Origin of the sequence: Domibacillus sp. DTU_2020_1001157_1_SI_ALB_TIR_016, from assembly GCF_032341995.1 — a bacterium.
Taxonomy (GTDB): domain Bacteria; phylum Bacillota; class Bacilli; order Bacillales; family Domibacillaceae; genus Domibacillus; species Domibacillus indicus_A.
Genome location: NZ_CP135438.1, coordinates 1,243,164 through 1,265,569, shown reverse-complemented (window position 1 = coordinate 1,265,569; position 22,406 = coordinate 1,243,164). Strand labels below are relative to the sequence as shown.

Below are 22,406 nucleotides of genomic sequence, written 5' to 3'. Positions count from 1 at the left end.
AACAAACATACAGGGTTTTATCTCAATATGTATTGACCAGCTATCTCACTCTAAAGAATAAATGAATAAAAAGAAACCACCTTAGTCAGCTAAGAGAAGTTTCTTTCTTTGTCTTTCACTTTATCGTATTGCATCTAATCCCTTACAAAAACGAATCACTATACAACTGCCACATTGAGAAATCCTGTCTACATATCTAATTCCATTTAAGCGTTCCTCATTCAGTCGCTCTATTTCCTCAAGTGTAAGCAAGACTCTCGTGTCCTTATTTCGGCCACGATGGCCTCCACACTGGCAACAACAATTTGAACACATCTTTCCATTTCTCCTTTTTCATAAAATAGTCCTTACTATTAAATTATTCAAAATGAAGGCAGATAGAAACGGCCAAAAACATAGTTTACAAGACAATAAAAAAGAGAACAGCTTTCGCTGTTCTCTCTGCTTTTGCCTGGCGGCGTCCTGCTCTCACAGGGGGAAACCCCCAACTACCATCGGCGCTGAAGAGCTTAACAGCCGTGTTCGGGATGGGAACGGGTGTGACCTCTTCGCTATTGCCACCAGACTATAATGAAGCAAGTAGAAAAGCCTTTACTTTAAACATAAGTCCCTTTGTCAGTATAAATCGGTATTCTAAAAAAATCAGACAAATATTTTATGCACAAAGCCCAATAAGCCCGCATTACGAAACCATATACACCTTAACGAACAGTGACTTTTATTTTGGAAAAGCTTCTTTTTTAGAAATTCGTATCATTTCAGTAGGAAAATACTTGTTAAAATATTTCCCCACCATTAAGTGTAAATCTTTTCGGTACCACTTTGACAGTTCATGCTGTTGAAATAATTCCGGCATCCCTAACCTCTCTGAACGCTTTCCCATGGAGCCGTCTCCGATACTTAATGTATCAATCCAAATATGATCCACAATTCCAATTAATACTTCCGGAAAGTCAGGGGTGAATGGCAAAACAGGAGAAATTGAAGCTTGAGTGGATATTCCTGCATTGTGAATTTCTTTTAAAGCTATTATCCTTAATTTAATGCCGGGTGCATATGAAGAAAATATTGTCTTCATATCTTCCCTGTCCGTTTCAATTGTTATGGAGACAAGGACTTCGCATATTTCATTTAATTTCTTTAGTAGATCAATATCCCGTGTGATCAGCGGGCTTCTTGTTTGGATTTGGAGAAAATCAGGTGGGTTTTCAATCATTTCTTCTAATATACTGCGTGTGATCTTTGCTTTACGTTCAATTGGCTGGTAAGGATCTGTCACAGAAGACATAAAAATATTCACAGGTTTGTTTTTCTCACGAAGTTTTCTGATTTCATTTCGATAATTTTCTGCGGCATTTGCTTTGATGTCCAGCCATTCTCCCCAAGGAATTTCCTTGAATTTCTGAATGGGCATTTCCCTTACATAGCAGTACCTGCAGGAAAATGCGCAGCCGCTATACGGATTTAAAGAGTGGGTAAATCCAACATCCAAATAACCTTTTGCCTCAGTGAGGATTTTTTTAGCAAGGATTTCATTTACTTCAATCCCCATATGCATCTCCTTCCTTTACAGCCTGTCACATATTTTTAAAATTATATAAAAGATTTTATCTTGTTTTTGGTTTTAGGCTTTAATTTAATCATTACATGAAAATTCAACTTACCAAATAGCAGCAATGTTTTATATTTTAAGTCATTCTTCGCAAAAGGTATACTTGTAAGGAAAGGATGTGTTTGATTATGGATAAAATGAAGGCAGTAGGACTAATGAGATACCTTCCCATTGAAAATCCAGAAAGTCTGGAAGATGTAGTGATTGAGAAGCCAAAAGCAACGGGCCGTGACATTTTGGTTAAAGTCACCGCCATATCGGTCAATCCGGTTGACACGAAGGTTCGGGCTCCTAAAGACAAAGTTGAAGAAGCTCCTAAAATCTTAGGCTGGGACGTGGCAGGAATTGTTGATGAAGTAGGGCCAGACTGCTCCTTGTTCCGACCGGGAGATGAAGTGTTTTATGCTGGCAGTATTGCACGACAAGGCGGCAACAGCGAATATCATCTCGTCGATGAGCGCATCGTTGGGCGAAAGCCCGCTTCCTTGACTTTCGCAGAAGCGGCGGCCCTTCCTCTAACTTCTATTACAGCCTGGGAAGCATTATTTACCCGAATGTTACTTTCACAAGATCCAAGTGTCAACAAAGGAAAATCTTTGTTGATTATTGGGGCCGCCGGTGGTGTTGGATCCATTGCCATTCAGCTTGCAAAACAAGCAGGTCTTACTGTAATCGGTACTGCTTCGCGGCCGGAAACAGTCGAATGGGTTCAATCAATGGGCGCCGATTATACGATTAATCACCACGATCCGCTTCTGCCGCAGCTTCAAGCCATTGGATTTCCAAGCGTTCCGTACATTTTCTGCCTGAATGCTTTAGAAAAACATTGGGCCGGCATCAGCGAGGTTGTGTCTCCTCAAGGAGTTGTATGCGCCATTGATGATCCGACTTCTCCACTTGACCTTACCATGCTCAAGCAAAAAAGCGTCACCTTCGTTTGGGAATTTATGTTTACACGCTCGCTTTTTGAAACAGAGGATATGATTGAACAGCACCATTTGCTTAATCGGGTCGCTGAGGCAGTGGACCAGCAAAAATTAAAAACCACGCTCACTGAAGTGCTTGGACCTATTTCAGCAGAAAACCTTCGCCAAGCCCATAAACTTCTGGAGAGCAATAAGGCGATTGGCAAGATTGTCTTAGAAGGCTTTGCTTAATATCTGTTCGGGAAAAGGACAAATAAAAGTATGTCAAGGCTCGATCAACCTATATGATTACTCTTAATGGGAAACAAACGAAAAGTCCGACTGCTGACTGCAGTCGGCTTCCGTTTTACAACAAGAAATTTGCCGTTATTTATGACACCGTTTGCCTCGAGTAATTCCCTGTACAATAAACCAAATGAATTTAATTTTTACTGGTTAATCATTTACTTTATTTTTGATAAACAGTCAGCCTGGAAACACTTGTTAATGCTGATATAGCGACAGGTTAATTACTTCTTTGTTTTAACCATTTTTCGAATTCGGCTGCAACAATGCGTTCACCTGTTATACCTTCAGATTGCTCTGAGGCAAGAAAAACGATTGCTTTTGCCATGATCTCTGGTTTCAGGAGTTCGAAATTCCCTTCTAATTCCTTTCTCACCTCATTCGGTATCATACCCGTCAGCGTAGCGCCGCCGGGAAGAAGCATATTGACTGATACACCAAAATCCCGCAGGTCTTCTGCCATAATATAGGACATAGACTCGGTAGCCGCACGAGATGGACCATAGGGAACAAATCCTTTTCGTTTCATTGTTTCGTAATTCATCGAAATGTTAATGATTTTTCCTCTTCCCCGCTCCGCCATAAGAGGTGCAAATCCCCGGGAAGTTAGAAAATAGCCGGTCACATTAGTATCCATTAAATCCCTAAATCCTTCTGGAGTTACGTTAAAGAAAGGCTGCGGTTCTGTCAGAAACTTTGGATTTACCGTTCTCATCCCAATGCCGGCATTATTTATAAGAACATCAATTCTGCCCCATTCCGTTTTTATCCATTTCACAGCTTCTTCAACTGATTCCTCTGATCTTACATCCAATGGCAGCTCAAAAACAGCCATATATCCCTTATCTTTAAGTTCGTTTACAGCTTGGGTTAATTTTGAACCTGGGCGGGATGCCAGCGCAACTGTTGCCCCTTCATCAAGAAGCGCTTCTGCCATGGCATATCCTAAACCGCTCGAAGCACCCGTAACCACGATATGGACATCCTTTAATGCTTTTCCCATTCTTTCACCTCATTAGCATCATGTATCTCACATTTTTTATATTCTTGCGATGCACAGCTGACTATTTTATTATGCACCTTTTGGTTAAAATAATCGTTTCAGAGCCCTTGAAACAAAAAAGAAAGCATCTCAATAGGCCGATGGAAAATGCAAAATAAACTCTACTCATCTCATGATACAGTTCTCACTTTTATTTTTTTCAATCCTTTACTCAGTGTTCTTTCCATTCATCTTACTTAAAAAATTTCCTGCTGTTTATGCCTTATTCACTTTTCCTAATAGTCTTTCGTTACATCCCTCATCCTGAATAATCAAATATTCCGCTTTCTCCTTTCATAACTTATAAAGGCAGCAAACAAAGGGAGGCGACAATATGCCCGTTAAACCAAGAATTCTACAGCGGGGAGATACAGTCGGCATCGTTGCGCTGGGCAGCCCGGTTGCTTCGAGTATTATTGATGCCAGCATTGCTTTTCTGCAAGGAATGGGGCTTCAGGTTGTTTTAGGGAAGTATGTATATGCACAAAACGGATTCCTGGCAGGAACGGCCCAGCAGCGCGCTGAAGACTTGATGTCCATGTTTACCAACACACAGGTACAGATGATTTTGCCTGTAAGGGGCGGTGTCGGTGTGGAAAGTATATTACCGTTCCTTGATTATACAGTGATCGCTCAAAACCCAAAAATCGTGAGCGGCTACAGCGATATTACTGTTTTATTGAATATTTTATATCAGTTTACCGACCTTATTACATTCCACAGCTTACTCCTCATTGACTTTAGACCACAGACGCCGGCTTACAATTTTGAACAGTTTTTTACCATCACCTCTTCGACTGTTTCACCTCGTCCGATTTTGAATCCTCCAGGAATGCCGCTTACTGGCAGAGTACAGGGGAACGTCAGCGGCCCAATTGTTGGAGGAAACTTAACATCCATTGTCAGTACATTGGGTACACCATATGAAATCAATACAACCGGGAAGATTATTTTGCTCGAAGAAACACATGAACCCATTAATACGGTTTACCGCTACATCGATCACATGAGGATGGCTGGGAAATTTGAGGATTGTCTCGGAATTATTATGGGAGAATGTACCGATTGTCCGAATGCCTATGGCAAGTCTTATAACGATTTGATTAGTGAATTTATTGTACCGCTTGGAAAACCGCTCATGACCAACCTTGCTTCTGGGCATGGATTTTACAAAGCAGCCATCCCAATAGGTGCTAGAGTAAATTTAAATACCTCCAATAATACGATTACATTGTTGGAAGCTGTTGTAAGCTGATTCATTCTTTTTTCGGTGGTTTTCATATATCAACAGCAGAAAAAGGATACTGATGAATAACTCAAAAGTGCCGAATCATTTTTTTGCTCAATAAGCTTATTCTGTTTAAAGAACATATCCCTGGGGGTGGATGGTCTATCTCCAGGGATATGTTCTCCAATGTTATTGTATAAATGCGCCTTGATTTCCTCCCTTACTCTTTTTTTGCACATTTAGGAAATTTTAGGCTTAGAAAGATTGCAAATTGAAAAGGCAATAGAGGAAAATAAGATACATTTGTGTCCGATCTGCTGGCTTAATACAAGTGTTTTATTAAACAGATCATATAGATGTGCGAATTAAATGATGAAAGCCACACGTTAAAACAATGCTTGAATATGCTAGGTAAGAATGCAAGTGAATATTCGAACTCGGAAAGAGGTATATTATGATTCGGTTATCAGGGATGCCCTTTCAACAAAGTACCACGTGGCCATCTGGAAGTATTGAAAGCACCATTCTTCAACGGATGAAGAATGATACAGCGGTTTATTCGTATTCATTCATTGGTGAATTATCGTTTGAGCTTGAGTTACGAAAAAATATCATCATCAGTGCAAGAGCAATGAATGAAAGTAGTGTACGGTTTGCAGTATTTGCTAACTCCCGCTGTAATCCTCAATACTGGAAACTGACGAGCACCGGCGGATTTCAGCTGAAGCATGGTGTAAAGTCGTCAGATGCGATTAAAGATATTTATATAAACAGCTCACAATATGCGTTCGAATGTGCAACCGCGATGGTTATTGTCTTTTATCACGCACTTCTAAATATGATCGGCGACTCATTGTTTAATCGTTTGTTTCAAACCATTTACTTATACAGCTGGCATGCTGATCCTGACCTCGGAATAAAGCCCCTTTATACAAGCCGCTCTTTACCTGGTGATATCGTATATTTTAAAAATCCGGACTTTGATCCGCAAACCCCTCAGTGGAGAGGAGAAAATGCTGTTGTGCTGGAAGATGATACGTATTTTGGGCATGGATTAGGAATCAAGACAGCTGAACGAATGATTCAGGCTTTAAATCAAAGGAGAATATCGGGAGCAGATCAATCTTCTTATCTGACAAATGTTGTTGTAAGACCGTCTTTTAAACATCTAGCGACACTTTCAGTGGTACGGCCCGTGTATTCGGTTTATAAATATCAACCTATCATCCAACATAACCAGAATTCAGTTTCATTTGATCAATATGTTGCCTACTTGTGATCGCCAGCCTTAAGATAAAATTCGACGATCGAACTCCTCTTCAAAAAATTAATTTATTAATCATCACGCTCCCTATTTAAGAATTATGAAATGAAGTGTTCTCGGTCCTATAAAAGCAGACACCATTTATAAATCGTGTCTCGTAATTTCAACTTCAGGCTACTGGAGTAATGTAGTCTATATTTTTCAACCAGCTATATTCGTGGTGTTTATTTATCCAATTAGATTTGAGAGGCTTCTTTACATTTTTCCGATCAAAGCCTTTCCTTTATTACAAATAGAGCACTGTTCTTTAAAAGCTCAACATGCTTCTCTCCTTCTCGGATTTTCTGGATGCTTACAACAGCTAATATAAATGTGGTTTCTTAATACCTGAAGCCTAAGTATGTTATTTCTTAATGAACCATTATGCACTTTCGTCTGCGCGAGCAGTTATGACGTTCTGTGTATGTAATTTAATAAAGTTCTTATAGTCTTTTTTAAAAGAAAAAGTACATGAACTGGAATACAGCTTGCAAGCAAAAAAGCCTTTATCTAAAAGGCTTTTTTTAAACCTAAATTTCGTTGTTAAGGTTTTTCGTTACGCGTGGTCGTCATACGCAAGCCCACATGAACAACGATACTTTCCGAACAAAAGATGATATGAGGAAGGAAATTCTTGATTTACACGCTGTACTTCCGCTGCAAAGTCCTTACTGTCTTTTGGCACCACTGAAAGTGTATCCGCTTTTTCCTGAGTATCGATATGGGCGCCCGGCGGCACGAATTTATTTTGATCTATACGTACACCATTGGTGACTACAGCGTTGTAAGAAATAAATGCCCCTTTTTCTACAATGGCATTATAGACAAGGGAGTTAAACCCAACAAATACATTGCTTCCGATAAAACAAGGGCCATGAATAAGCGCTTTGTGAGCTACAGTAACCTCATTTCCAATGAATATAGAATAGCCTTTCCCGCCCACAATAAATTGCTTGTTTAATAAGCCATGCAAAATAACACCATCCTGAAGATTCGTTTTAGAACCAATATAAAACGGCGTTCCTTCGTCTGCACGTATGCTTACATTAGACGCAATATACACTTGATTTTTAATCGTAACGTCCCCGATAACACTTGAAAATGGACTAATAAAAGCCGTCCGGTCAATTGTGGGAAAACGTTGAACAGGGTTAAAAGAAGTTACCGGGTTAGAGCTGATAAATGGCTGAAAACAAGAAGTGCTGTAATGAGAAAATGGTATTGACCCGCTGTTTTCACTCAAGTATTCATCCCCTTAAAATTTAATGTTTAAATATCCTATGTAGAATAAATTCATCAAGGTACACATATTGAGCGCAAGAATATCGTAACAGCTGCTACATTCGCACCAATCGACTTGGCTTCCTCCGCCATTGCCACAAGGCTTTTGGTTTCACCAGACCCGGAACCGACAATTAATAAATCACCTTCTTCGGTATTTGCGTAAGTTTCGCCAACGACATAAGGTTCTAAATCCGCGTGTATCATGCGCATCGCAAATAATTTCGCCGTGAATCCGGAGCGTCCCGCGCAGGCCCCAAAAATCTTTTTCGCTTCAAGAATACGATTCACAAGCTGGGCGGCATCATCCTCACGAATCAGGCCAGCTGTTGCTTGAATCTCTTGTAAAATGCGCTCCAGCTGTTTTGTCATTAGGCGCTAACCGCTTCTTCGATCAGTTTTTGCATCTGGGCCGCTGCAGCTTTTTTATCGTCTTTGTTTGTAATACCGCCGGCAATCGCTGTTTTGGCGTTTTTCACGACGCCTTTAGGGGTATAAAGGTCTTCAAATGAATTTTTGCCGACTGCCTGAAGATCGTATTCAGCATGAACACAAATACCGTCAACGCCAAGAGCGTCAAGCTCCTGTGCACGAGTTTTGATGTCTTTGATCACAATCATATCCACAACAATCTGCTTACCCTGTTTTTTCACTTCTTCTACTGCCCTTTGATGGATGCATCTTCTGCAGCGCCTAGAATGGTAACAATGTCAGCGCCTGCTGCATCCGTAATTTTAAGGTCTGCAAGAACCTCTAAGTCCGGGAATGCTTCATGCATAGCTTTTACAGCATGAAGGCCTTCGCTTATATTAAACTTAAATAAATTCTTCTAAAACTATTTTCATTTTTCTGAAATTTATTCATAATAACTTTAATTATGATAAATGATTTAAAGCGGAGGGAGAACAGCCTGTGGAATGGACAACTCAGAAAAAATTAATCTTTGGGCTTAGCGCTATACTTTTGCTGCTATGCTTGATAGGAACCGCTTCTGTTGTAAAGATGAATCAGATGTATAGAAAAACAGATTTAATTACAGAAAGCTGGATGCCGGGACTGGCTATCATCAACAATATTAATTACCATACAGAACGTATGTTAACGCTGACTTTACTGCATACTAATACCCAAAGTAGTGAGGAACTGAATGATATAGAAAATAAGTATCAAATATCGATAGAAAAAATCAACAACATGATGGAAGAATATGAAGACACTATTTATTTAAAAGAAGATCGAAAACAATTTAATCAACTAAAATCAAACTGGACAGATTTTCTGCAGATTAGTGAGAAAACAATGGAATTAAGTGCAGCAGGCAAAAGTAAAGCAGCACTGTCCAATTTAAAAAACGGAAAAGAACCTTTTAACATTATGAAGAAAGATATAACCTCCCTCGTAACACTTAATGAAAAAGGGGCGAAGTATTCGGCTCAAGAAGCGAAGAACTACTTCTTAATTACAAGGTCATTTACTATTATTTCTATCACCGTGGCTCTTCTCCTAGGTATAATCGTGTCCGTGTTTTTGTGGAAAATTATCCGAACAAATTTTGAAATGTTAAACAAGTTAATTAAGGCAGAAAAATTAGAGGTGGTGAGTCACCTTGCCGCAAGTATTTCACATGAGGTGCGTAATCCACTTACCTCAAGCAAGGGATTTATGCAGCTGATAGCAGAGGAGGACTCTGCAGAGGCAAGAAATTATTATATAAATATTGCTATTGAGGAACTAGACCGGGCGGCAGAAATCATTAATGATTACTTGACATTTGCGAAACCGATGTCAGAAAAAAATGAAGAAATCAATGTCCTAAAAGAGATTCAGCAATGTATTAATATTATCTCTCCCTTAGCTACCATGAATGGTGTGCAAATAAGCTTATCTTTAACCAATGCGAAACAATTTACCGTTTCAGGAGAAAGAAAAAAATTTGAACAAGGGATCATCAATTTATTAAAAAATGGAATCGAATCAATGCCACATGGCGGAAAATTAGATGTTCATTTACGTTATAGCGACGATCATGTTCAAATTGATATACGGGATCAAGGAATAGGTATGACACAAAAACAAATCCAGCGTCTTGGGGAACCCTATTTTACAACAAAAGAAAAGGGTACTGGACTTGGAATGATGGTGACATTCAGTATCATTAAAGGGATGGGTGGAAAGGTTGTTGTGGAGAGTGAGCAGAAACAAGGAACATGCTTCTCCCTCATACTTCCCATTTATCCACCTGCCGTCTGAAGAAAATCTGATTGAAGAACACCCAGGAGACGCCATCATAAATATTTGCGTGAATAATATGGCAAAAAAATGACCTCTGTTCATCCCGCTCCCCTAATTATGGAGCATTTTATATGGTTAAATAAAAACACTGCTCACAGAACGTTTATACTCTGTCCTGCGCGGACATCCGGACGACAGAGATCAACATGCAGCCAAGAATATGAGTGATTTATCTTAGCTTCCGCCACCCGGCTTACCAACCGCCGGGATGGCGAAAGCAGCGTATTCTTGGAACCGAAAACATCTTTACGAAAGTATTTCCTGGTTCGATGGTCACAGTAAGTAACAAAGATCGTTTGCTTACTCTTCCTTAGCTTCATTAAATGCAGCAGATACCTTATCCAATTCCTCATCATTTTCTATCAAGGATAGCTGCTCATCATTATCCACCCTTAAAAAGAAAACATCGATCTCTTCATCCGTTTTTTGCTGAAGCTCTTCCACATACCCTACAACTGCATATTCTTTTCCATCAAGAGCTAAGGTCTTCAGCACTTCCATATCTTGTGTTCTGCCATTATCATCAATCATAGTAATGATTTCCCCGGTTTCAATTTTTTCCATGTTAGTTCCCTCCCTGTTCTGCTATAACCATTTCCTAAAATATTTTGCCCAATATCTGATCATTTAAAAGAAAAAACCTTCCTTTAAAAATTCTCAGCTCTTGAAGGGGGCACCTGAATAGTTATTCTTACGAGACATAAGCTATAGCTGCTTTTGGCTCAAGAAAAAAATGACCATAAAAAAATAAAACATTGTCTGAATATTCTTCAGTCAATGTTTTATTTTTACAAGGAGGAGCGTTTACGGCAATATTGCCTGTTCTTTCACATTTCGCAAAAAAACAAGTTTTTTTCATGGAATATGATTCCTACACAAAAAAGGACAGCTTTCGCTGTCCTCTCTGCTTTTGCCTGGCGGCGTCCTGCTCTCACAGGGGGAAACCCCCAACTACCATCGGCGCTGAAGAGCTTAACGGCCGTGTTCGGGATGGGAACGGGTGTGACCTCTTCGCTATTGCCACCAGACTATATGGAACAAAATTGTTCCTTCAAAACTGGATAATCTCTGTAAAGTAACGGCATACCGTGCCATTTGGATCTTGATTAAGTCCTCGATCGATTAGTATTCGTCAGCTCCATGCGTCACCGCACTTCCACCTCGAACCTATCTACCTCGTCATCTTCAAGGGATCTTACTTACTTGCGTAATGGGAAATCTCATCTTGAGGGGGGCTTCATGCTTAGATGCTTTCAGCACTTATCCCGTCCACACATAGCTACCCAGCGATGCCTCTGGCGAGACAACTGGTACACCAGCGGTGTGTCCATCCCGGTCCTCTCGTACTAAGGACAGCTCCTCTCAAATTTCCTGCGCCCGCGACGGATAGGGACCGAACTGTCTCACGACGTTCTGAACCCAGCTCGCGTACCGCTTTAATGGGCGAACAGCCCAACCCTTGGGACCGACTACAGCCCCAGGATGCGATGAGCCGACATCGAGGTGCCAAACCTCCCCGTCGATGTGGACTCTTGGGGGAGATAAGCCTGTTATCCCCGGGGTAGCTTTTATCCGTTGAGCGATGGCCCTTCCATGCGGAACCACCGGATCACTAAGCCCGACTTTCGTCCCTGCTCGACTTGTAGGTCTCGCAGTCAAGCTCCCTTGTGCCTTTACACTCTGCGAATGATTTCCAACCATTCTGAGGGAACCTTTGGGCGCCTCCGTTACATTTTAGGAGGCGACCGCCCCAGTCAAACTGCCCGCCTGACACTGTCTCCCACCCGGATTACGGGTGCGGGTTAGAATTTCAACACAGTCAGGGCAGTATCCCACCAGCGCCTCCACCGAAGCTGGCGCTCCGGCTTCCAAGGCTCCTGCCTATCCTGTGCAGACTGTGCCAAAATTCAATATCAGGCTGCAGTAAAGCTCCACGGGGTCTTTCCGTCCTGTCGCGGGTAACCTGCATCTTCACAGGTACTATAATTTCACCGAGTCTCTCGTTGAGACAGTGCCCAGATCGTTGCGCCTTTCGTGCGGGTCGGAACTTACCCGACAAGGAATTTCGCTACCTTAGGACCGTTATAGTTACGGCCGCCGTTTACTGGGGCTTCAATTCAGACCTTCGCTTGCGCTAAGCCCTCCTCTTAACCTTCCAGCACCGGGCAGGCGTCAGCCCCTATACGTCGCCTTGCGGCTTTGCAGAGACCTGTGTTTTTGCTAAACAGTCGCCTGGGCCTATTCACTGCGGCTCTCTCGGGCTTGCACCCTACCAGAGCACCCCTTCTCCCGAAGTTACGGGGTCATTTTGCCGAGTTCCTTAACGAGAGTTCACTCGCTCACCTTAGGATTCTCTCCTCGCCTACCTGTGTCGGTTTGCGGTACGGGCACCTTACATCTCGCTAGAGGCTTTTCTTGGCAGTGTGGAATCGAAGACTTCGGTACTAAAATTCCCTCGTCATCACAGCTCAGCCTTAATGGAAACGGGATTTGCCTCATTTCCAGCCTGACTGCTTAAACACGCGTATCCAGCTGCGTGATCTCCTATCCTCCTGCGTCCCCCCATCACTCAAACGATGCTTGGTGGTACAGGAATATCAACCTGTTATCCATCGCCTACGCCTTTCGGCCTCGGCTTAGGTCCCGACTAACCCTGAGAGGACGAGCCTTCCTCAGGAAACCTTAGGCATTCGGTGGAAGGGATTCTCACCCTTCTTTCGCTACTCATACCGGCATTCTCACTTCCAGACGCTCCACCAGTCCTTCCGGTCTGACTTCACAGCCTCTGGAACGCTCTCCTACCACTGACACCAACGGTGTCAATCCACAGCTTCGGTGATACGTTTAGCCCCGGTACATTTTCGGCGCAGAGTCACTCGACCAGTGAGCTATTACGCACTCTTTAAATGGTGGCTGCTTCTAAGCCAACATCCTGGTTGTCTGGGCAACTCCACATCCTTTTCCACTTAACGTATACTTGGGGACCTTAGCTGGTGGTCTGGGCTGTTTCCCTCTTGACTACGGATCTTATCACTCGCAGTCTGACTCCCAAACATAAGTATCTGGCATTCGGAGTTTGTCTGAATTCGGTAACCCGGGATGGGCCCCTAGTCCAAACAGTGCTCTACCTCCAGTACTCTTCGTTTGAGGCTAGCCCTAAAGCTATTTCGGAGAGAACCAGCTATCTCCAGGTTCGATTGGAATTTCACCGCTACCCACACCTCATCCCCGCACTTTTCAACGTGCGTGGGTTCGGACCTCCAGTGAGTGTTACCTCACCTTCATCCTGGACATGGGTAGATCACCTGGTTTCGGGTCTACGACCTCATACTCAAACGCCCTGTTCAGACTCGCTTTCGCTGCGGCTCCGCCTTATCAGCTTAACCTTGCATGAAATCGTAACTCGCCGGTTCATTCTACAAAAGGCACGCTATCACCCGTTAAAGGGCTCTAACTACTTGTAGGCACACGGTTTCAGGATCTCTTTCACTCCCCTTCCGGGGTGCTTTTCACCTTTCCCTCACGGTACTGGTTCACTATCGGTCACTAGGGAGTATTTAGCCTTGGGAGATGGTCCTCCCGGATTCCGACGGAATTCCTCGTGTTCCGCCGTACTCAGGATACACTCAAGAGAGAAGAGAATTTCAGCTACAGGGCTGTTACCTTGTACCGCGGATCTTTCCAGATCGCTTCACCTATCCTCTTCCTTTGTAACTCCGTATAGAGTGTCCTACAACCCCAAGAAGCAAGCTTCTTGGTTTGGGCTATGTCCCGTTTCGCTCGCCGCTACTCAGGGAATCGCGTTTGCTTTCTCTTCCTCCGGGTACTTAGATGTTTCAGTTCCCCGGGTATGCCTCCTCCTGCCCTATGTATTCAGACAGGGGTGCCATCCCATTACGGATGGCGGGTTTCCCCATTCGGAAATCTCCGGATCAAAGCTTACTTACAGCTCCCCGGAGCATATCGGTGTTAGTCCCGTCCTTCTTCGGCTCCTAGTGCCAAGGCATCCACCGTGCGCCCTTTCTAACTTAACCTAAAATGGCGATTACTCGGTATTGCTTGGTGTTACTTTACGATATTATCCAGTTTTCAAAGAACAATCATGTTTACTATCTAATATAGAAGGAATTCATCCCTCAAAACTGAACAAAATAACGCGTCAACGTGTGTGAGAACCAAGTTCTCACTTCCGTAAATATCCTTAGAAAGGAGGTGATCCAGCCGCACCTTCCGATACGGCTACCTTGTTACGACTTCACCCCAATCATCTGCCCCACCTTCGGCGGCTGGCTCCCGTAAGGGTTACCCCACCGACTTCGGGTGTTGCAAACTCTCGTGGTGTGACGGGCGGTGTGTACAAGGCCCGGGAACGTATTCACCGCGGCATGCTGATCCGCGATTACTAGCGATTCCAGCTTCATGCAGGCGAGTTGCAGCCTGCAATCCGAACTGAGAATGGTTTTATGGGATTGGCTAAACCTCGCGGTCTTGCAGCCCTTTGTACCATCCATTGTAGCACGTGTGTAGCCCAGGTCATAAGGGGCATGATGATTTGACGTCATCCCCACCTTCCTCCGGTTTGTCACCGGCAGTCACCTTAGAGTGCCCAACTGAATGCTGGCAACTAAGATCAAGGGTTGCGCTCGTTGCGGGACTTAACCCAACATCTCACGACACGAGCTGACGACAACCATGCACCACCTGTCACCGCTGTCCCCGAAGGGAAAGCCCTGTCTCCAGGGAGGTCAGCGGGATGTCAAGACCTGGTAAGGTTCTTCGCGTTGCTTCGAATTAAACCACATGCTCCACCGCTTGTGCGGGCCCCCGTCAATTCCTTTGAGTTTCAGCCTTGCGGCCGTACTCCCCAGGCGGAGTGCTTAATGCGTTAGCTGCAGCACTGAGGGGCGGAAACCCCCCAACACTTAGCACTCATCGTTTACGGCGTGGACTACCAGGGTATCTAATCCTGTTCGCTCCCCACGCTTTCGCGCCTCAGCGTCAGTTACAGACCAAAGAGCCGCCTTCGCCACTGGTGTTCCTCCACATCTCTACGCATTTCACCGCTACACGTGGAATTCCGCTCTTCTCTTCTGCACTCAAGCCTTCCAGTTTCCAATGACCCTCCACGGTTGAGCCGTGGGCTTTCACATCAGACTTAAAAGGCCGCCTGCGCGCGCTTTACGCCCAATAATTCCGGACAACGCTTGCCACCTACGTATTACCGCGGCTGCTGGCACGTAGTTAGCCGTGGCTTTCTGGCCAGGTACCGTCAAGGTACGGGCAGTTACTCCCGTACTTGTTCTTCCCTGACAACAGAGTTTTACGATCCGAAAACCTTCTTCACTCACGCGGCGTTGCTCCGTCAGACTTTCGTCCATTGCGGAAGATTCCCTACTGCTGCCTCCCGTAGGAGTCTGGGCCGTGTCTCAGTCCCAGTGTGGCCGATCACCCTCTCAGGTCGGCTACGCATCGTCGCCTTGGTGAGCCGTTACCTCACCAACTAGCTAATGCGCCGCGGGTCCATCTGTAAGTGACAGCCGAAGCCGCCTTTCAATCAAGAGCCATGCAGCTCTTGATATTATCCGGTATTAGCCCCGGTTTCCCGGAGTTATCCCAGTCTTACAGGCAGGTTACCCACGTGTTACTCACCCGTCCGCCGCTAACTTGAACAGAGCAAGCTCTGTCAAGTCCGCTCGACTTGCATGTATTAGGCACGCCGCCAGCGTTCGTCCTGAGCCAGGATCAAACTCTCCAAAAAGTGTTTGACTTGCTCGTTTGTTTCTATAAAGATGACGGGCATCTTCTATAGAAGTTTAATTTTTAAAACGTTGACGTTTATTTTGTTCAGTTTTCAAAGATCAATTTTCTTTATTGTCGTTTCCGACAGCTAAATAATCATATCATGCAGAATGTTTTAAGTCAACAACTTTTTATCGAAGATATTATTTCAATAAATCATCATTTAACTAAGTAAACTCATCTTTTTTCGCTGCGTTCTCTTGCAACAGAGATCAAATATAACAACATCCAAACGAAAAGTCAATACCGTTCCTTGAAAATAATTATCTTAAAATAGTAATTATCTTTCTTCTGCTTTGCCGCTTCGTAAGCGACGATTAAAAATATACCATAGTATTTTTTTTATATCAACGCTATTTTTATTTTTTTTGCTTCTTGAACTGGATTTTTACACCTGTAAGCATCCAGGATAACCTTGCGGATTGGTGGCATTCTAATTCAGCATGCAGTACTTAAAAATGATGGACAGGAACCTTATAAAGATGATGCACTTCTTTCATTGTACATAAACAGAAAAAGGCGCTATTTCTTCTTTAAGAAGAAGCAGCGCCTCCCATCCTTTTATGATTGATGATATTCCAAACAACTTCGCTCATTTATATACCAATTTTCATGCGTGATGAAAAACCTTTTTCTTCATTATTCTTTTGCATGGCCCGCTGAATGCTCCTGCATGTGTCCTGACTTCATTTCAACGGCCAGCCAGTCCACCCGATAAAAGCGGATCAAAACGGCAATGCCGATAACTGTAGTGAATCCATAAAGCGCCAGCCAGGCACCGATACTTTCCCAGTGAAGAAGGTTTGTACATATATACGCCAGCGGCACAAAAAACAGCCAGGACAAGACGAGCGAAATTTTCAGCAAAAACGTTGTGTCGCCGATACCCCGCAGGCCGCCTGCGTAAAAGTTAAACCACGCATCAAATAACTGGAGGAAAGCAGAAATTTGAATCAACTGCACGGCGAGCCTGTGTACATCCGGGTCGTTTGTATACATCCCAATAATGGAATCCGCAAATATAAATTCAAAAAGCCCCAGAACCAAAATAAATATACTGCCGATAATAGCCGTCTCTGTCCCCATCCTCCTTGCCGATAATGGGTTTCCGCGCCCAATATCCTGGCCGACTAAAATGGTGGCCGTCGTACCAAAAGCAAAAGCCGGCATGAACCCAAAGCTCATGACACTTAAAGCTACTTCATTAGATGCCAGCGCATTAGTTCCCAGCTGTGTCACAAAAATCGTAAAAACAAACATCGCCATACTTTTTGAAAATTCCTCTGCCCCTAATTTTCCGCTTTCCGAGGCAATTAACATAGAATCCGTACGGTCCAGCTTCGCTTTTGAGCGTGTTCGATAGCGTTTATGCAGGACAATAAAATAAACGTAGGCAGAAAGAAGAAAAATTGTACATTCTCCGATTAATACAGCCCACGCAGCCCCGATCAAGCCTATTTCAGGAAACCCTGCATTTCCATAAGTTAACGCGTACGTAAAAAACACCATGATGCCGTTCCCAATGAGGGATGTAATCATGGGTGTTTTTGTATCGCCGATCCCCCGGAAAAAGCCGTGCAGCACAAAAGTAAACACTGTTGCGGTCATCGCCAGAAAACGGATCGTTAAATAGCCGGTTCCTTCCCTGATCAGATCCTTTGAAGAACCCATTAAGGATAAAATGGCTTCTGAGGCAAACAAACCAGTGAGAATAACGAGTATGTTGGCGATCACACATAAATAAAGAGCAATTGCTGTCTGCTTGACGCCTCGCTTCATGTTATTGGACCCATAGTGCTGGGCTACAAGATAATTCACAGTATGGCCAATCCCGGAAAACAATGCCCATACATTGTACATAATAATATTAGAGACACCAACAATCGCGATGGCTAAGGCACCCAGGTTTCCAACCATAATTAAATTGATCGTACCGGTCGCGGTCATGGCCGCGAAAGAAGCAATTGATGGAAGTGCAAGAACCAATATTTTTTTGTAATTCATGAAAGCAGCTCTCCTGTTCAAACATTTGATAATTTCAATGAGTATCTAGCAATGTGATTGCTGCTTACTTCCGTTTCTCAATTTTGCACTGCTTTTTATATTTAAAGCGATTTCAAAAAAAGCTCTAGTCATTAGAGATGAGGAAAATGGGAATTCAGTTATTAGGCAGCCCAAAAATGTTTACAAGAATGGTCTAACTCTATTATACAAAAAGCTTGCAGACTTTGTCCTCTTTATAAAGATCGTGCCTGCAAGCTGAATCTTGATGAGTTTTTTACGTGAAGAGAAGCATACTCGAAGGATGAGAAGGTTTTATACTTTCTATAATAGCAGGCATTATTGGAAAAAGGATTTTTTGCTTTTCGTACTTAAAATGTCGCCCATCCAGCCCTTTCTTCTTAAGTAAAAATAGATCGCCAGCGTACTGATAATCATCAAGCCGCCTGCGAGCAGGTAGCCCAGCTTCCATTCAAGCTCAGGCATATGTTTAAAATTCATTCCCCACACCGCTCCAAGTACTGTGGCCGGAGCAAACAAGGTCGTAATAACGGTCAATGTTTTTGTAATTTCGTTGCCCCGGTGAGCAGAAACAAGATTTTCAAAGTCAAGCAGAGAATCAATTTCTTCTTCGTACGCCCTTACGAGAAACATCGCCCGTTCAAGCCGATTTTTGGCCAGTCTATATTGTTTCCCTTCTGTCACATCTTCTCCAAACGCTTCTTTTAAAGCCATACGGATTTCCACGGCCGGAACAATGAGATTTTTCCAGATGAGCAGCTCTTGATCCGCACGGGCAACCCGGTCCAGTATTTTGATATTATTCCGTTTTTTTATTTTCCAAAATAAATCATGAAGCTCTAATTCAAAAGCATCTATTTTCTTTAAAAAATGAGAAGTAATATGGCTGACCAAAATAAGAAACCCTTCAATGGGATTTTGAGCTTCATGCATTTTTTCCCTCATTGCTTTAACGTTCACATGGTCCAGCTTAAGAAAATCAATATGAGCCGTGATCAGCTGTTCCCTCGTTAAATAAAAGTGAAAAACCGATTTATCCTCTTCTTCCTTGGCGCTCTGCATATACACGAGAGATCCCCAGAAAGCTTCTTTGCCTTCTGTGCCCGTATCCATATCGATAGCGTTTGTTTGATCTTTCGAGAGATTTTTCAGCCATTCCTTACATATAGTGTCCATATTAGGAACCTTTTCTTCTATATTTCCATCATCCAGATTTAATTCGTACCATTTCCACTGTGAAGAATGAAATGTGTGTTTCATTTTAATTTGTGCCTCCTAGAGAAAAATTTCTGTTCGTTTTATTTCTTTCGCCTCCTCGCTTTCATGCTGATGACTGTCACCTTTTATGTGAAAATTTCCTGCCTTGTTAAACCAGCTTAATCGTTTTTAAAAGCTGAACATTATGCGGCAAAGATATTACAGGTCCATGAGAAGTTGTTAAAGTAAAGAATGCCATTCTTATTTGGTTTTCCCCTCGTATCTTTTAAAATACCCTTAATCCTTTGTCAAAAAACGAGGGTTTATGAATCATTCTTTCCCTTTGACTAAACAAGATTTTTAAAGATTAACCCATCCACCAATAATTTTTTGACAATTAGAGGTTTAAGTGCCTGTTAAACGGGAGAGTAAGAAAAAAAGGGTGAGGTGATAAGATGATCTATGTAGAAATAGCTCTTAAAATTGTTATCGGGCTGATTGGCTTAATTGTCGTAACCCGGCTCCTCGGAAAAAAAGAGATGTCTCAGGTGACACCTCTTGATTTTGTATATGCCCTTGTCCTTGGCGGTATTTTAGAAGAGGGTATTTATGATGAGCAGGTGTCCATATGGCAGATTCTTTTTGCAGTTGCTGTATGGGGAGTGTCGATCTATGCCATCGAAGTATTAGGGCAGAAAAAAGATGGCGTGAAAGAACTGCTCAAAGGGAAACCTTCTCTTATTATCCGGAATGGTAAGCTCGATCATAAGCAACTCAAAAAGAATCATCTGGATTTAGAACAGCTGCGAACCATGCTTCGAAAACAAGGCGTTTTCACACTGCGAGAAGTACGTGATCTTTATCTGGAGCCTGGCGGAGACATCAGTGTAAAATTACATACAAAATCCGACAGTGTCACTCCCGATATCCTTGGCCTTATCCCTGAAGACGATGCTCCTTCTACGTTAGTGATTGAAGAAGGAGAAATTAAAGTGAAAGAACTTCAATCGATCGGTAAAACAAAAGAATGGCTTCTTCGTGAATTAAAGAAAGAAAACTATGACAGAATTAAAGATATCTTTTATGGAGAATGGTCAGAAACAAATGGCTTTTATATTCAAACCTATTCCCGCTCTAGGTAGTATTGGACAAACAAAACACTTTTTTAACATACGTTTAGAGGATATGGAAGTTCGCTTTTAAGACCTTTTCCTTCACGTCTGGCGAGTGTTAGTCGATGGCTTAACAGGATAAAAATAAGCGGCTGTCTGTTTCTAGACAGCCGCTTTCTCTTTGTTTAAGCTTTTCCCTCTATGCAGGGAAATAAAAGTATATACTTGATTGAATAAAAAATGTTGCAGGAAGACGTTCTGCTCGATAAAAATTTAACTTCCATTATCAATTTTTCTTAAAAGCACCGCTTTTTGCTTCTTTATGCAAATCGTGTAGAAGCTTTTTTAAAAATGATTTAGTATAGTTTTTTCAAGCTAAAAGAAAGGGTGAATCGATGACCCGTTTACAGCATTCTAGAACGGTGGTTTTATTGGTTTTTATGATCGGAACTTTTGCGATCGGCATGACGGAATATGTAGTCACCGGACTGCTCACTCAATTTGCAAAAGATTTACACGTAGAAGTAGCCACGACCGGGCTGCTGTTAAGTGTGTATGCGATCAGCGTGGCCATCTTTGGGCCTCTTGTCAGAATCATGACCATTAAAATGACCCCAAAACCTTTATTGATAGGCATGATGGCCATCTTTGTAATCAGCAATATCATTGCGGCTACTGCCCCAACATTTGAGGTACTGCTCGCCTCCCGGCTTCTATCTGCCTCGATGCACGCACCGTTTTTCGGTCTTTGCATGTCGGTGGCTTTTTACATTTCCGAACCGGAAAAACAGCCGAGTGCGATTGCAGCGGTACAAGGCGGTCTGACCATTGCGATTATGCTCGGTGTTCCGGCCGGCTCATATATCGGCGGCATTTTTGAATGGCGCTATGTGTTCTGGTTTATTACGCTGCTTGGTGTAGTGTCACTGCTTGGCATTATGCTCACCACACCGAACCAGAAGCATGTGGTCGTGCCAAAACTGAAGGAAGAGCTGAAAATTTTTAATAACAAAAATGTACTGCTTGTTCTCGCTATTATTGTATTTGGCTTTTCTGGTGTGTTTACAGCCTATACGTTCCTGGAACCAATGCTAAGAGAACTATCCGGATTTGGCGTTAACAGCATTACGATTGGGTTCTTTTTCTTTGGATTAGGTGCCGTAATCGGCAACTTTGTTTCCGGCAGAATTCCAGCAGTCCGTTTAACGGAGCGGCTTATTTTAGCGCTCGTGATTTTAGCGGCCGTTTTAGCGCTGTTTACATTCCTGATTCCGTATTACGTGCTTGCTTTCGCCATGTGCTTTTTGTTTGGCGCAGGAACGTTCGGTACAACACCGCTTTTAAATTCAAAAATCATTATCGCCGGCCGGGAAGCCCCTTCCCTTTCAGGAACCATTGCGGCCTTCGTGTTTAACCTCGCTAACTGCATTGGCGCCACACTTGGGACGATTTTCTTAAACAGCGGCCTAAGCTATACGTGGATTACACTGATTGCGGCCGGAATGATCTTATTCGGTACAGTGATTGCGATCGTAACGCACAAAGTAGAGGATAAATCTCTTTATATGCCCAGCAGGCAGCCAGTAGAATCTTGATTACGCAAAACAACCATCCGCATCTTCTAGCAGGAGACCCGGATGGTTGTTTTTTGCTTTTTTGTTTTTGAAGAAAGTACCTTTTTCTTTGTATTGCTTACTCTCCTATAAAATTTCAGCAGGAAGACCATTTCTCATAAACACACGCATCATGGCTATTTTGGCTTTTTCTTCATCCGGTCCATGTATTTCCAAATTGAAGGTTTTAGAACTCAGCACACTGTAAGTTAAGCCAAGGATACTTTTGGCATCTATATGCTTATCATCTGTACAAATCACAATACTTGACCGAAATGTATTGGCAGTTTGGTTAATTTCAACTACCGCTTTTGCCAGAGATTTGTCTAAGTTCATATGCACGGATGCTCCTGTCTTTATTTAATCAAGTGTGCAGCTAGTCGTTGCTCCACTCAAATTCTTTCTGAGTCCACAGACAAAGCACTGCCCCTTATACCCTGGAACCCTTCCCGTTTTACGACGCAAAGCATGGATCATTGTAATAAATAACATGTGATAAAAATGCGTGGCCGGTCATGTTTTTATAAGCTTCTACTGCCTCTTCTTCCGTATTAAATTCAAACATTTTAATTGCTTCTTTAGAATAAAGCGTAATCACCCACATTGACGTATTCCTCCTGAATGTTTAGTTAGGAATCAACCAGCTTTCTTCCTACTTACTGTTTTTTATCATTTACAAAGGCTTTAAACTAAA

General features: G+C 42.8%; 15 protein-coding genes, 4 rRNA genes and 1 pseudogene. 6 read left to right on the top strand and 14 right to left on the bottom strand.

What is annotated here, in order from left to right; genetic code table 11:
- Positions 1-449: 449 nt before the first annotated feature.
- Together rrf (RRU94_RS05920) and RRU94_RS05915 are read right to left on the bottom strand one after the other, a co-directional pair.
- A 5S ribosomal RNA gene (gene rrf / locus RRU94_RS05920) occupies positions 450-565 on the bottom strand.
- Between the two features lie 153 nt (positions 566-718).
- Positions 719-1,552, bottom strand: a complete 834-nt coding sequence (locus RRU94_RS05915) for an SPL family radical SAM protein (RefSeq protein WP_315690872.1) — start codon at positions 1,550-1,552, stop codon at positions 719-721.
- A gap of 188 nt (positions 1,553-1,740) precedes the next feature.
- Between RRU94_RS05915 and RRU94_RS05910 the strand changes: the two genes are divergently transcribed.
- Positions 1,741-2,769 carry a zinc-binding alcohol dehydrogenase family protein gene (locus RRU94_RS05910; protein WP_315690871.1) on the top strand — a complete coding sequence of 343 codons (1,029 nt, stop codon included), beginning with the start codon at positions 1,741-1,743 and terminating at the stop codon, positions 2,767-2,769.
- A gap of 274 nt (positions 2,770-3,043) precedes the next feature.
- Here RRU94_RS05910 and RRU94_RS05905 read toward each other — a convergent pair whose 3' ends face one another.
- A complete protein-coding gene (locus RRU94_RS05905) occupies positions 3,044-3,826 on the bottom strand; it encodes an SDR family NAD(P)-dependent oxidoreductase (protein WP_315690870.1) in 783 nt (260 codons plus the stop codon).
- A gap of 373 nt (positions 3,827-4,199) precedes the next feature.
- Between RRU94_RS05905 and RRU94_RS05900 the strand changes: the two genes are divergently transcribed.
- Both RRU94_RS05900 and RRU94_RS05895 read left to right on the top strand, forming a co-directional pair.
- A complete protein-coding gene (locus tag RRU94_RS05900; protein ID WP_315690869.1) occupies positions 4,200-5,120 on the top strand; it encodes a S66 peptidase family protein in 921 nt (306 codons plus the stop codon).
- A 427-nt stretch (positions 5,121-5,547) separates the two neighbouring features.
- Positions 5,548-6,372: a protein-glutamine gamma-glutamyltransferase gene (locus tag RRU94_RS05895; RefSeq protein ID WP_315690868.1), complete on the top strand. Its 825-nt coding sequence runs from the start codon at positions 5,548-5,550 to the stop codon at positions 6,370-6,372.
- A 580-nt stretch (positions 6,373-6,952) separates the two neighbouring features.
- Here RRU94_RS05895 and RRU94_RS05890 read toward each other — a convergent pair.
- The 3 genes and pseudogenes from RRU94_RS05890 to RRU94_RS05880 all read right to left on the bottom strand — a co-directional run.
- Positions 6,953-7,639 carry an LbetaH domain-containing protein gene (locus RRU94_RS05890; RefSeq protein ID WP_315690867.1) on the bottom strand — a complete coding sequence of 229 codons (687 nt, stop codon included), beginning with the start codon at positions 7,637-7,639 and terminating at the stop codon, positions 6,953-6,955.
- Between the two features lie 53 nt (positions 7,640-7,692).
- Positions 7,693-8,049, bottom strand: coding sequence for an SIS domain-containing protein (locus tag RRU94_RS05885; protein ID WP_315690866.1), 357 nt, complete (start codon positions 8,047-8,049; stop codon positions 7,693-7,695).
- Positions 8,049-8,485 (bottom strand): annotated as a pseudogene (locus tag RRU94_RS05880) (orotidine 5'-phosphate decarboxylase / HUMPS family protein); the annotation flags it as partial. The pseudogene RRU94_RS05880 and the gene RRU94_RS05885, both read right to left, overlap by 1 nt.
- Positions 8,486-8,589: 104 nt before the next feature.
- Here RRU94_RS05880 and RRU94_RS05875 point away from each other — a divergent pair.
- The gene (locus tag RRU94_RS05875; protein ID WP_315690865.1) at positions 8,590-9,927 is read left to right on the top strand and encodes an MCP four helix bundle domain-containing protein; all 1,338 of its coding nucleotides are present in this window, start codon (positions 8,590-8,592) and stop codon (positions 9,925-9,927) included.
- Positions 9,928-10,269: 342 nt separating this feature from the next.
- On the opposite strand, the gene RRU94_RS05870 is transcribed toward RRU94_RS05875, so the two are convergent.
- The 6 genes from RRU94_RS05870 to RRU94_RS05845 form a co-directional block, all read right to left on the bottom strand.
- Complete coding sequence (locus RRU94_RS05870) at positions 10,270-10,533, bottom strand: DUF1292 domain-containing protein (protein WP_251274785.1); 264 nt, start codon at positions 10,531-10,533, stop codon at positions 10,270-10,272.
- A 348-nt stretch (positions 10,534-10,881) separates the two neighbouring features.
- Positions 10,882-10,997: ribosomal RNA gene (gene rrf, locus RRU94_RS05865) — 5S ribosomal RNA — on the bottom strand.
- A gap of 74 nt (positions 10,998-11,071) precedes the next feature.
- Positions 11,072-14,003 (bottom strand): 23S ribosomal RNA (locus tag RRU94_RS05860).
- A gap of 171 nt (positions 14,004-14,174) precedes the next feature.
- A 16S ribosomal RNA gene (locus tag RRU94_RS05855) occupies positions 14,175-15,727 on the bottom strand.
- Together the 16S, 23S and 5S rRNA genes form the textbook arrangement of a ribosomal RNA operon.
- 680 nt (positions 15,728-16,407) lie before the next feature.
- Positions 16,408-17,772 carry an MATE family efflux transporter gene (locus RRU94_RS05850; protein ID WP_315690864.1) on the bottom strand — a complete coding sequence of 455 codons (1,365 nt, stop codon included), beginning with the start codon at positions 17,770-17,772 and terminating at the stop codon, positions 16,408-16,410.
- Positions 17,773-18,108: 336 nt separating this feature from the next.
- The gene (locus RRU94_RS05845; RefSeq protein WP_315690863.1) at positions 18,109-19,050 is read right to left on the bottom strand and encodes a magnesium transporter CorA family protein; all 942 of its coding nucleotides are present in this window, start codon (positions 19,048-19,050) and stop codon (positions 18,109-18,111) included.
- A 392-nt stretch (positions 19,051-19,442) separates the two neighbouring features.
- Between RRU94_RS05845 and RRU94_RS05840 the strand changes: the two genes are divergently transcribed.
- On the top strand, positions 19,443-20,129 hold the full coding sequence (locus RRU94_RS05840; RefSeq protein ID WP_315690862.1) for a DUF421 domain-containing protein: 687 nt from the start codon (positions 19,443-19,445) through the stop codon (positions 20,127-20,129).
- Positions 20,130-20,494: 365 nt separating this feature from the next.
- Positions 20,495-21,694: an MFS transporter gene (locus tag RRU94_RS05835; RefSeq protein ID WP_315690861.1), complete on the top strand. Its 1,200-nt coding sequence runs from the start codon at positions 20,495-20,497 to the stop codon at positions 21,692-21,694.
- A gap of 105 nt (positions 21,695-21,799) precedes the next feature.
- Here the strand turns inward: RRU94_RS05835 and RRU94_RS05830 are convergent, their stop codons facing one another.
- On the bottom strand, positions 21,800-22,048 hold the full coding sequence (locus RRU94_RS05830; RefSeq protein WP_315690860.1) for an HPr family phosphocarrier protein: 249 nt from the start codon (positions 22,046-22,048) through the stop codon (positions 21,800-21,802).
- A gap of 118 nt (positions 22,049-22,166) precedes the next feature.
- Positions 22,167-22,316 (bottom strand): hypothetical protein, encoded by a 150-nt coding sequence (locus RRU94_RS05825; protein ID WP_315690859.1) that lies wholly within the window; start codon positions 22,314-22,316, stop codon positions 22,167-22,169.
- Between the last annotated feature and the right edge of the window lie 90 nt (positions 22,317-22,406).

Coding starts and splice junctions, on each gene's coding strand:
- RRU94_RS05905 (WP_315690870.1), bottom strand. CDS start 3,826: ATGGGAAAAGCATTAAAGGATGTCCATATCGTGGTTACGGGTGCTTCG.
- RRU94_RS05840 (WP_315690862.1), top strand. CDS start 19,443: ATGATCTATGTAGAAATAGCTCTTAAAATTGTTATCGGGCTGATTGGC.
- RRU94_RS05850 (WP_315690864.1), bottom strand. CDS start 17,772: ATGAATTACAAAAAAATATTGGTTCTTGCACTTCCATCAATTGCTTCT.
- RRU94_RS05835 (WP_315690861.1), top strand. CDS start 20,495: ATGACCCGTTTACAGCATTCTAGAACGGTGGTTTTATTGGTTTTTATG.
- RRU94_RS05870 (WP_251274785.1), bottom strand. CDS start 10,533: ATGGAAAAAATTGAAACCGGGGAAATCATTACTATGATTGATGATAAT.
- RRU94_RS05825 (WP_315690859.1), bottom strand. CDS start 22,316: ATGTGGGTGATTACGCTTTATTCTAAAGAAGCAATTAAAATGTTTGAA.
- RRU94_RS05830 (WP_315690860.1), bottom strand. CDS start 22,048: ATGAACTTAGACAAATCTCTGGCAAAAGCGGTAGTTGAAATTAACCAA.
- RRU94_RS05845 (WP_315690863.1), bottom strand. CDS start 19,050: ATGAAACACACATTTCATTCTTCACAGTGGAAATGGTACGAATTAAAT.
- RRU94_RS05915 (WP_315690872.1), bottom strand. CDS start 1,552: ATGGGGATTGAAGTAAATGAAATCCTTGCTAAAAAAATCCTCACTGAG.
- RRU94_RS05885 (WP_315690866.1), bottom strand. CDS start 8,049: ATGACAAAACAGCTGGAGCGCATTTTACAAGAGATTCAAGCAACAGCT.
- RRU94_RS05900 (WP_315690869.1), top strand. CDS start 4,200: ATGCCCGTTAAACCAAGAATTCTACAGCGGGGAGATACAGTCGGCATC.
- RRU94_RS05910 (WP_315690871.1), top strand. CDS start 1,741: ATGGATAAAATGAAGGCAGTAGGACTAATGAGATACCTTCCCATTGAA.
- RRU94_RS05895 (WP_315690868.1), top strand. CDS start 5,548: ATGATTCGGTTATCAGGGATGCCCTTTCAACAAAGTACCACGTGGCCA.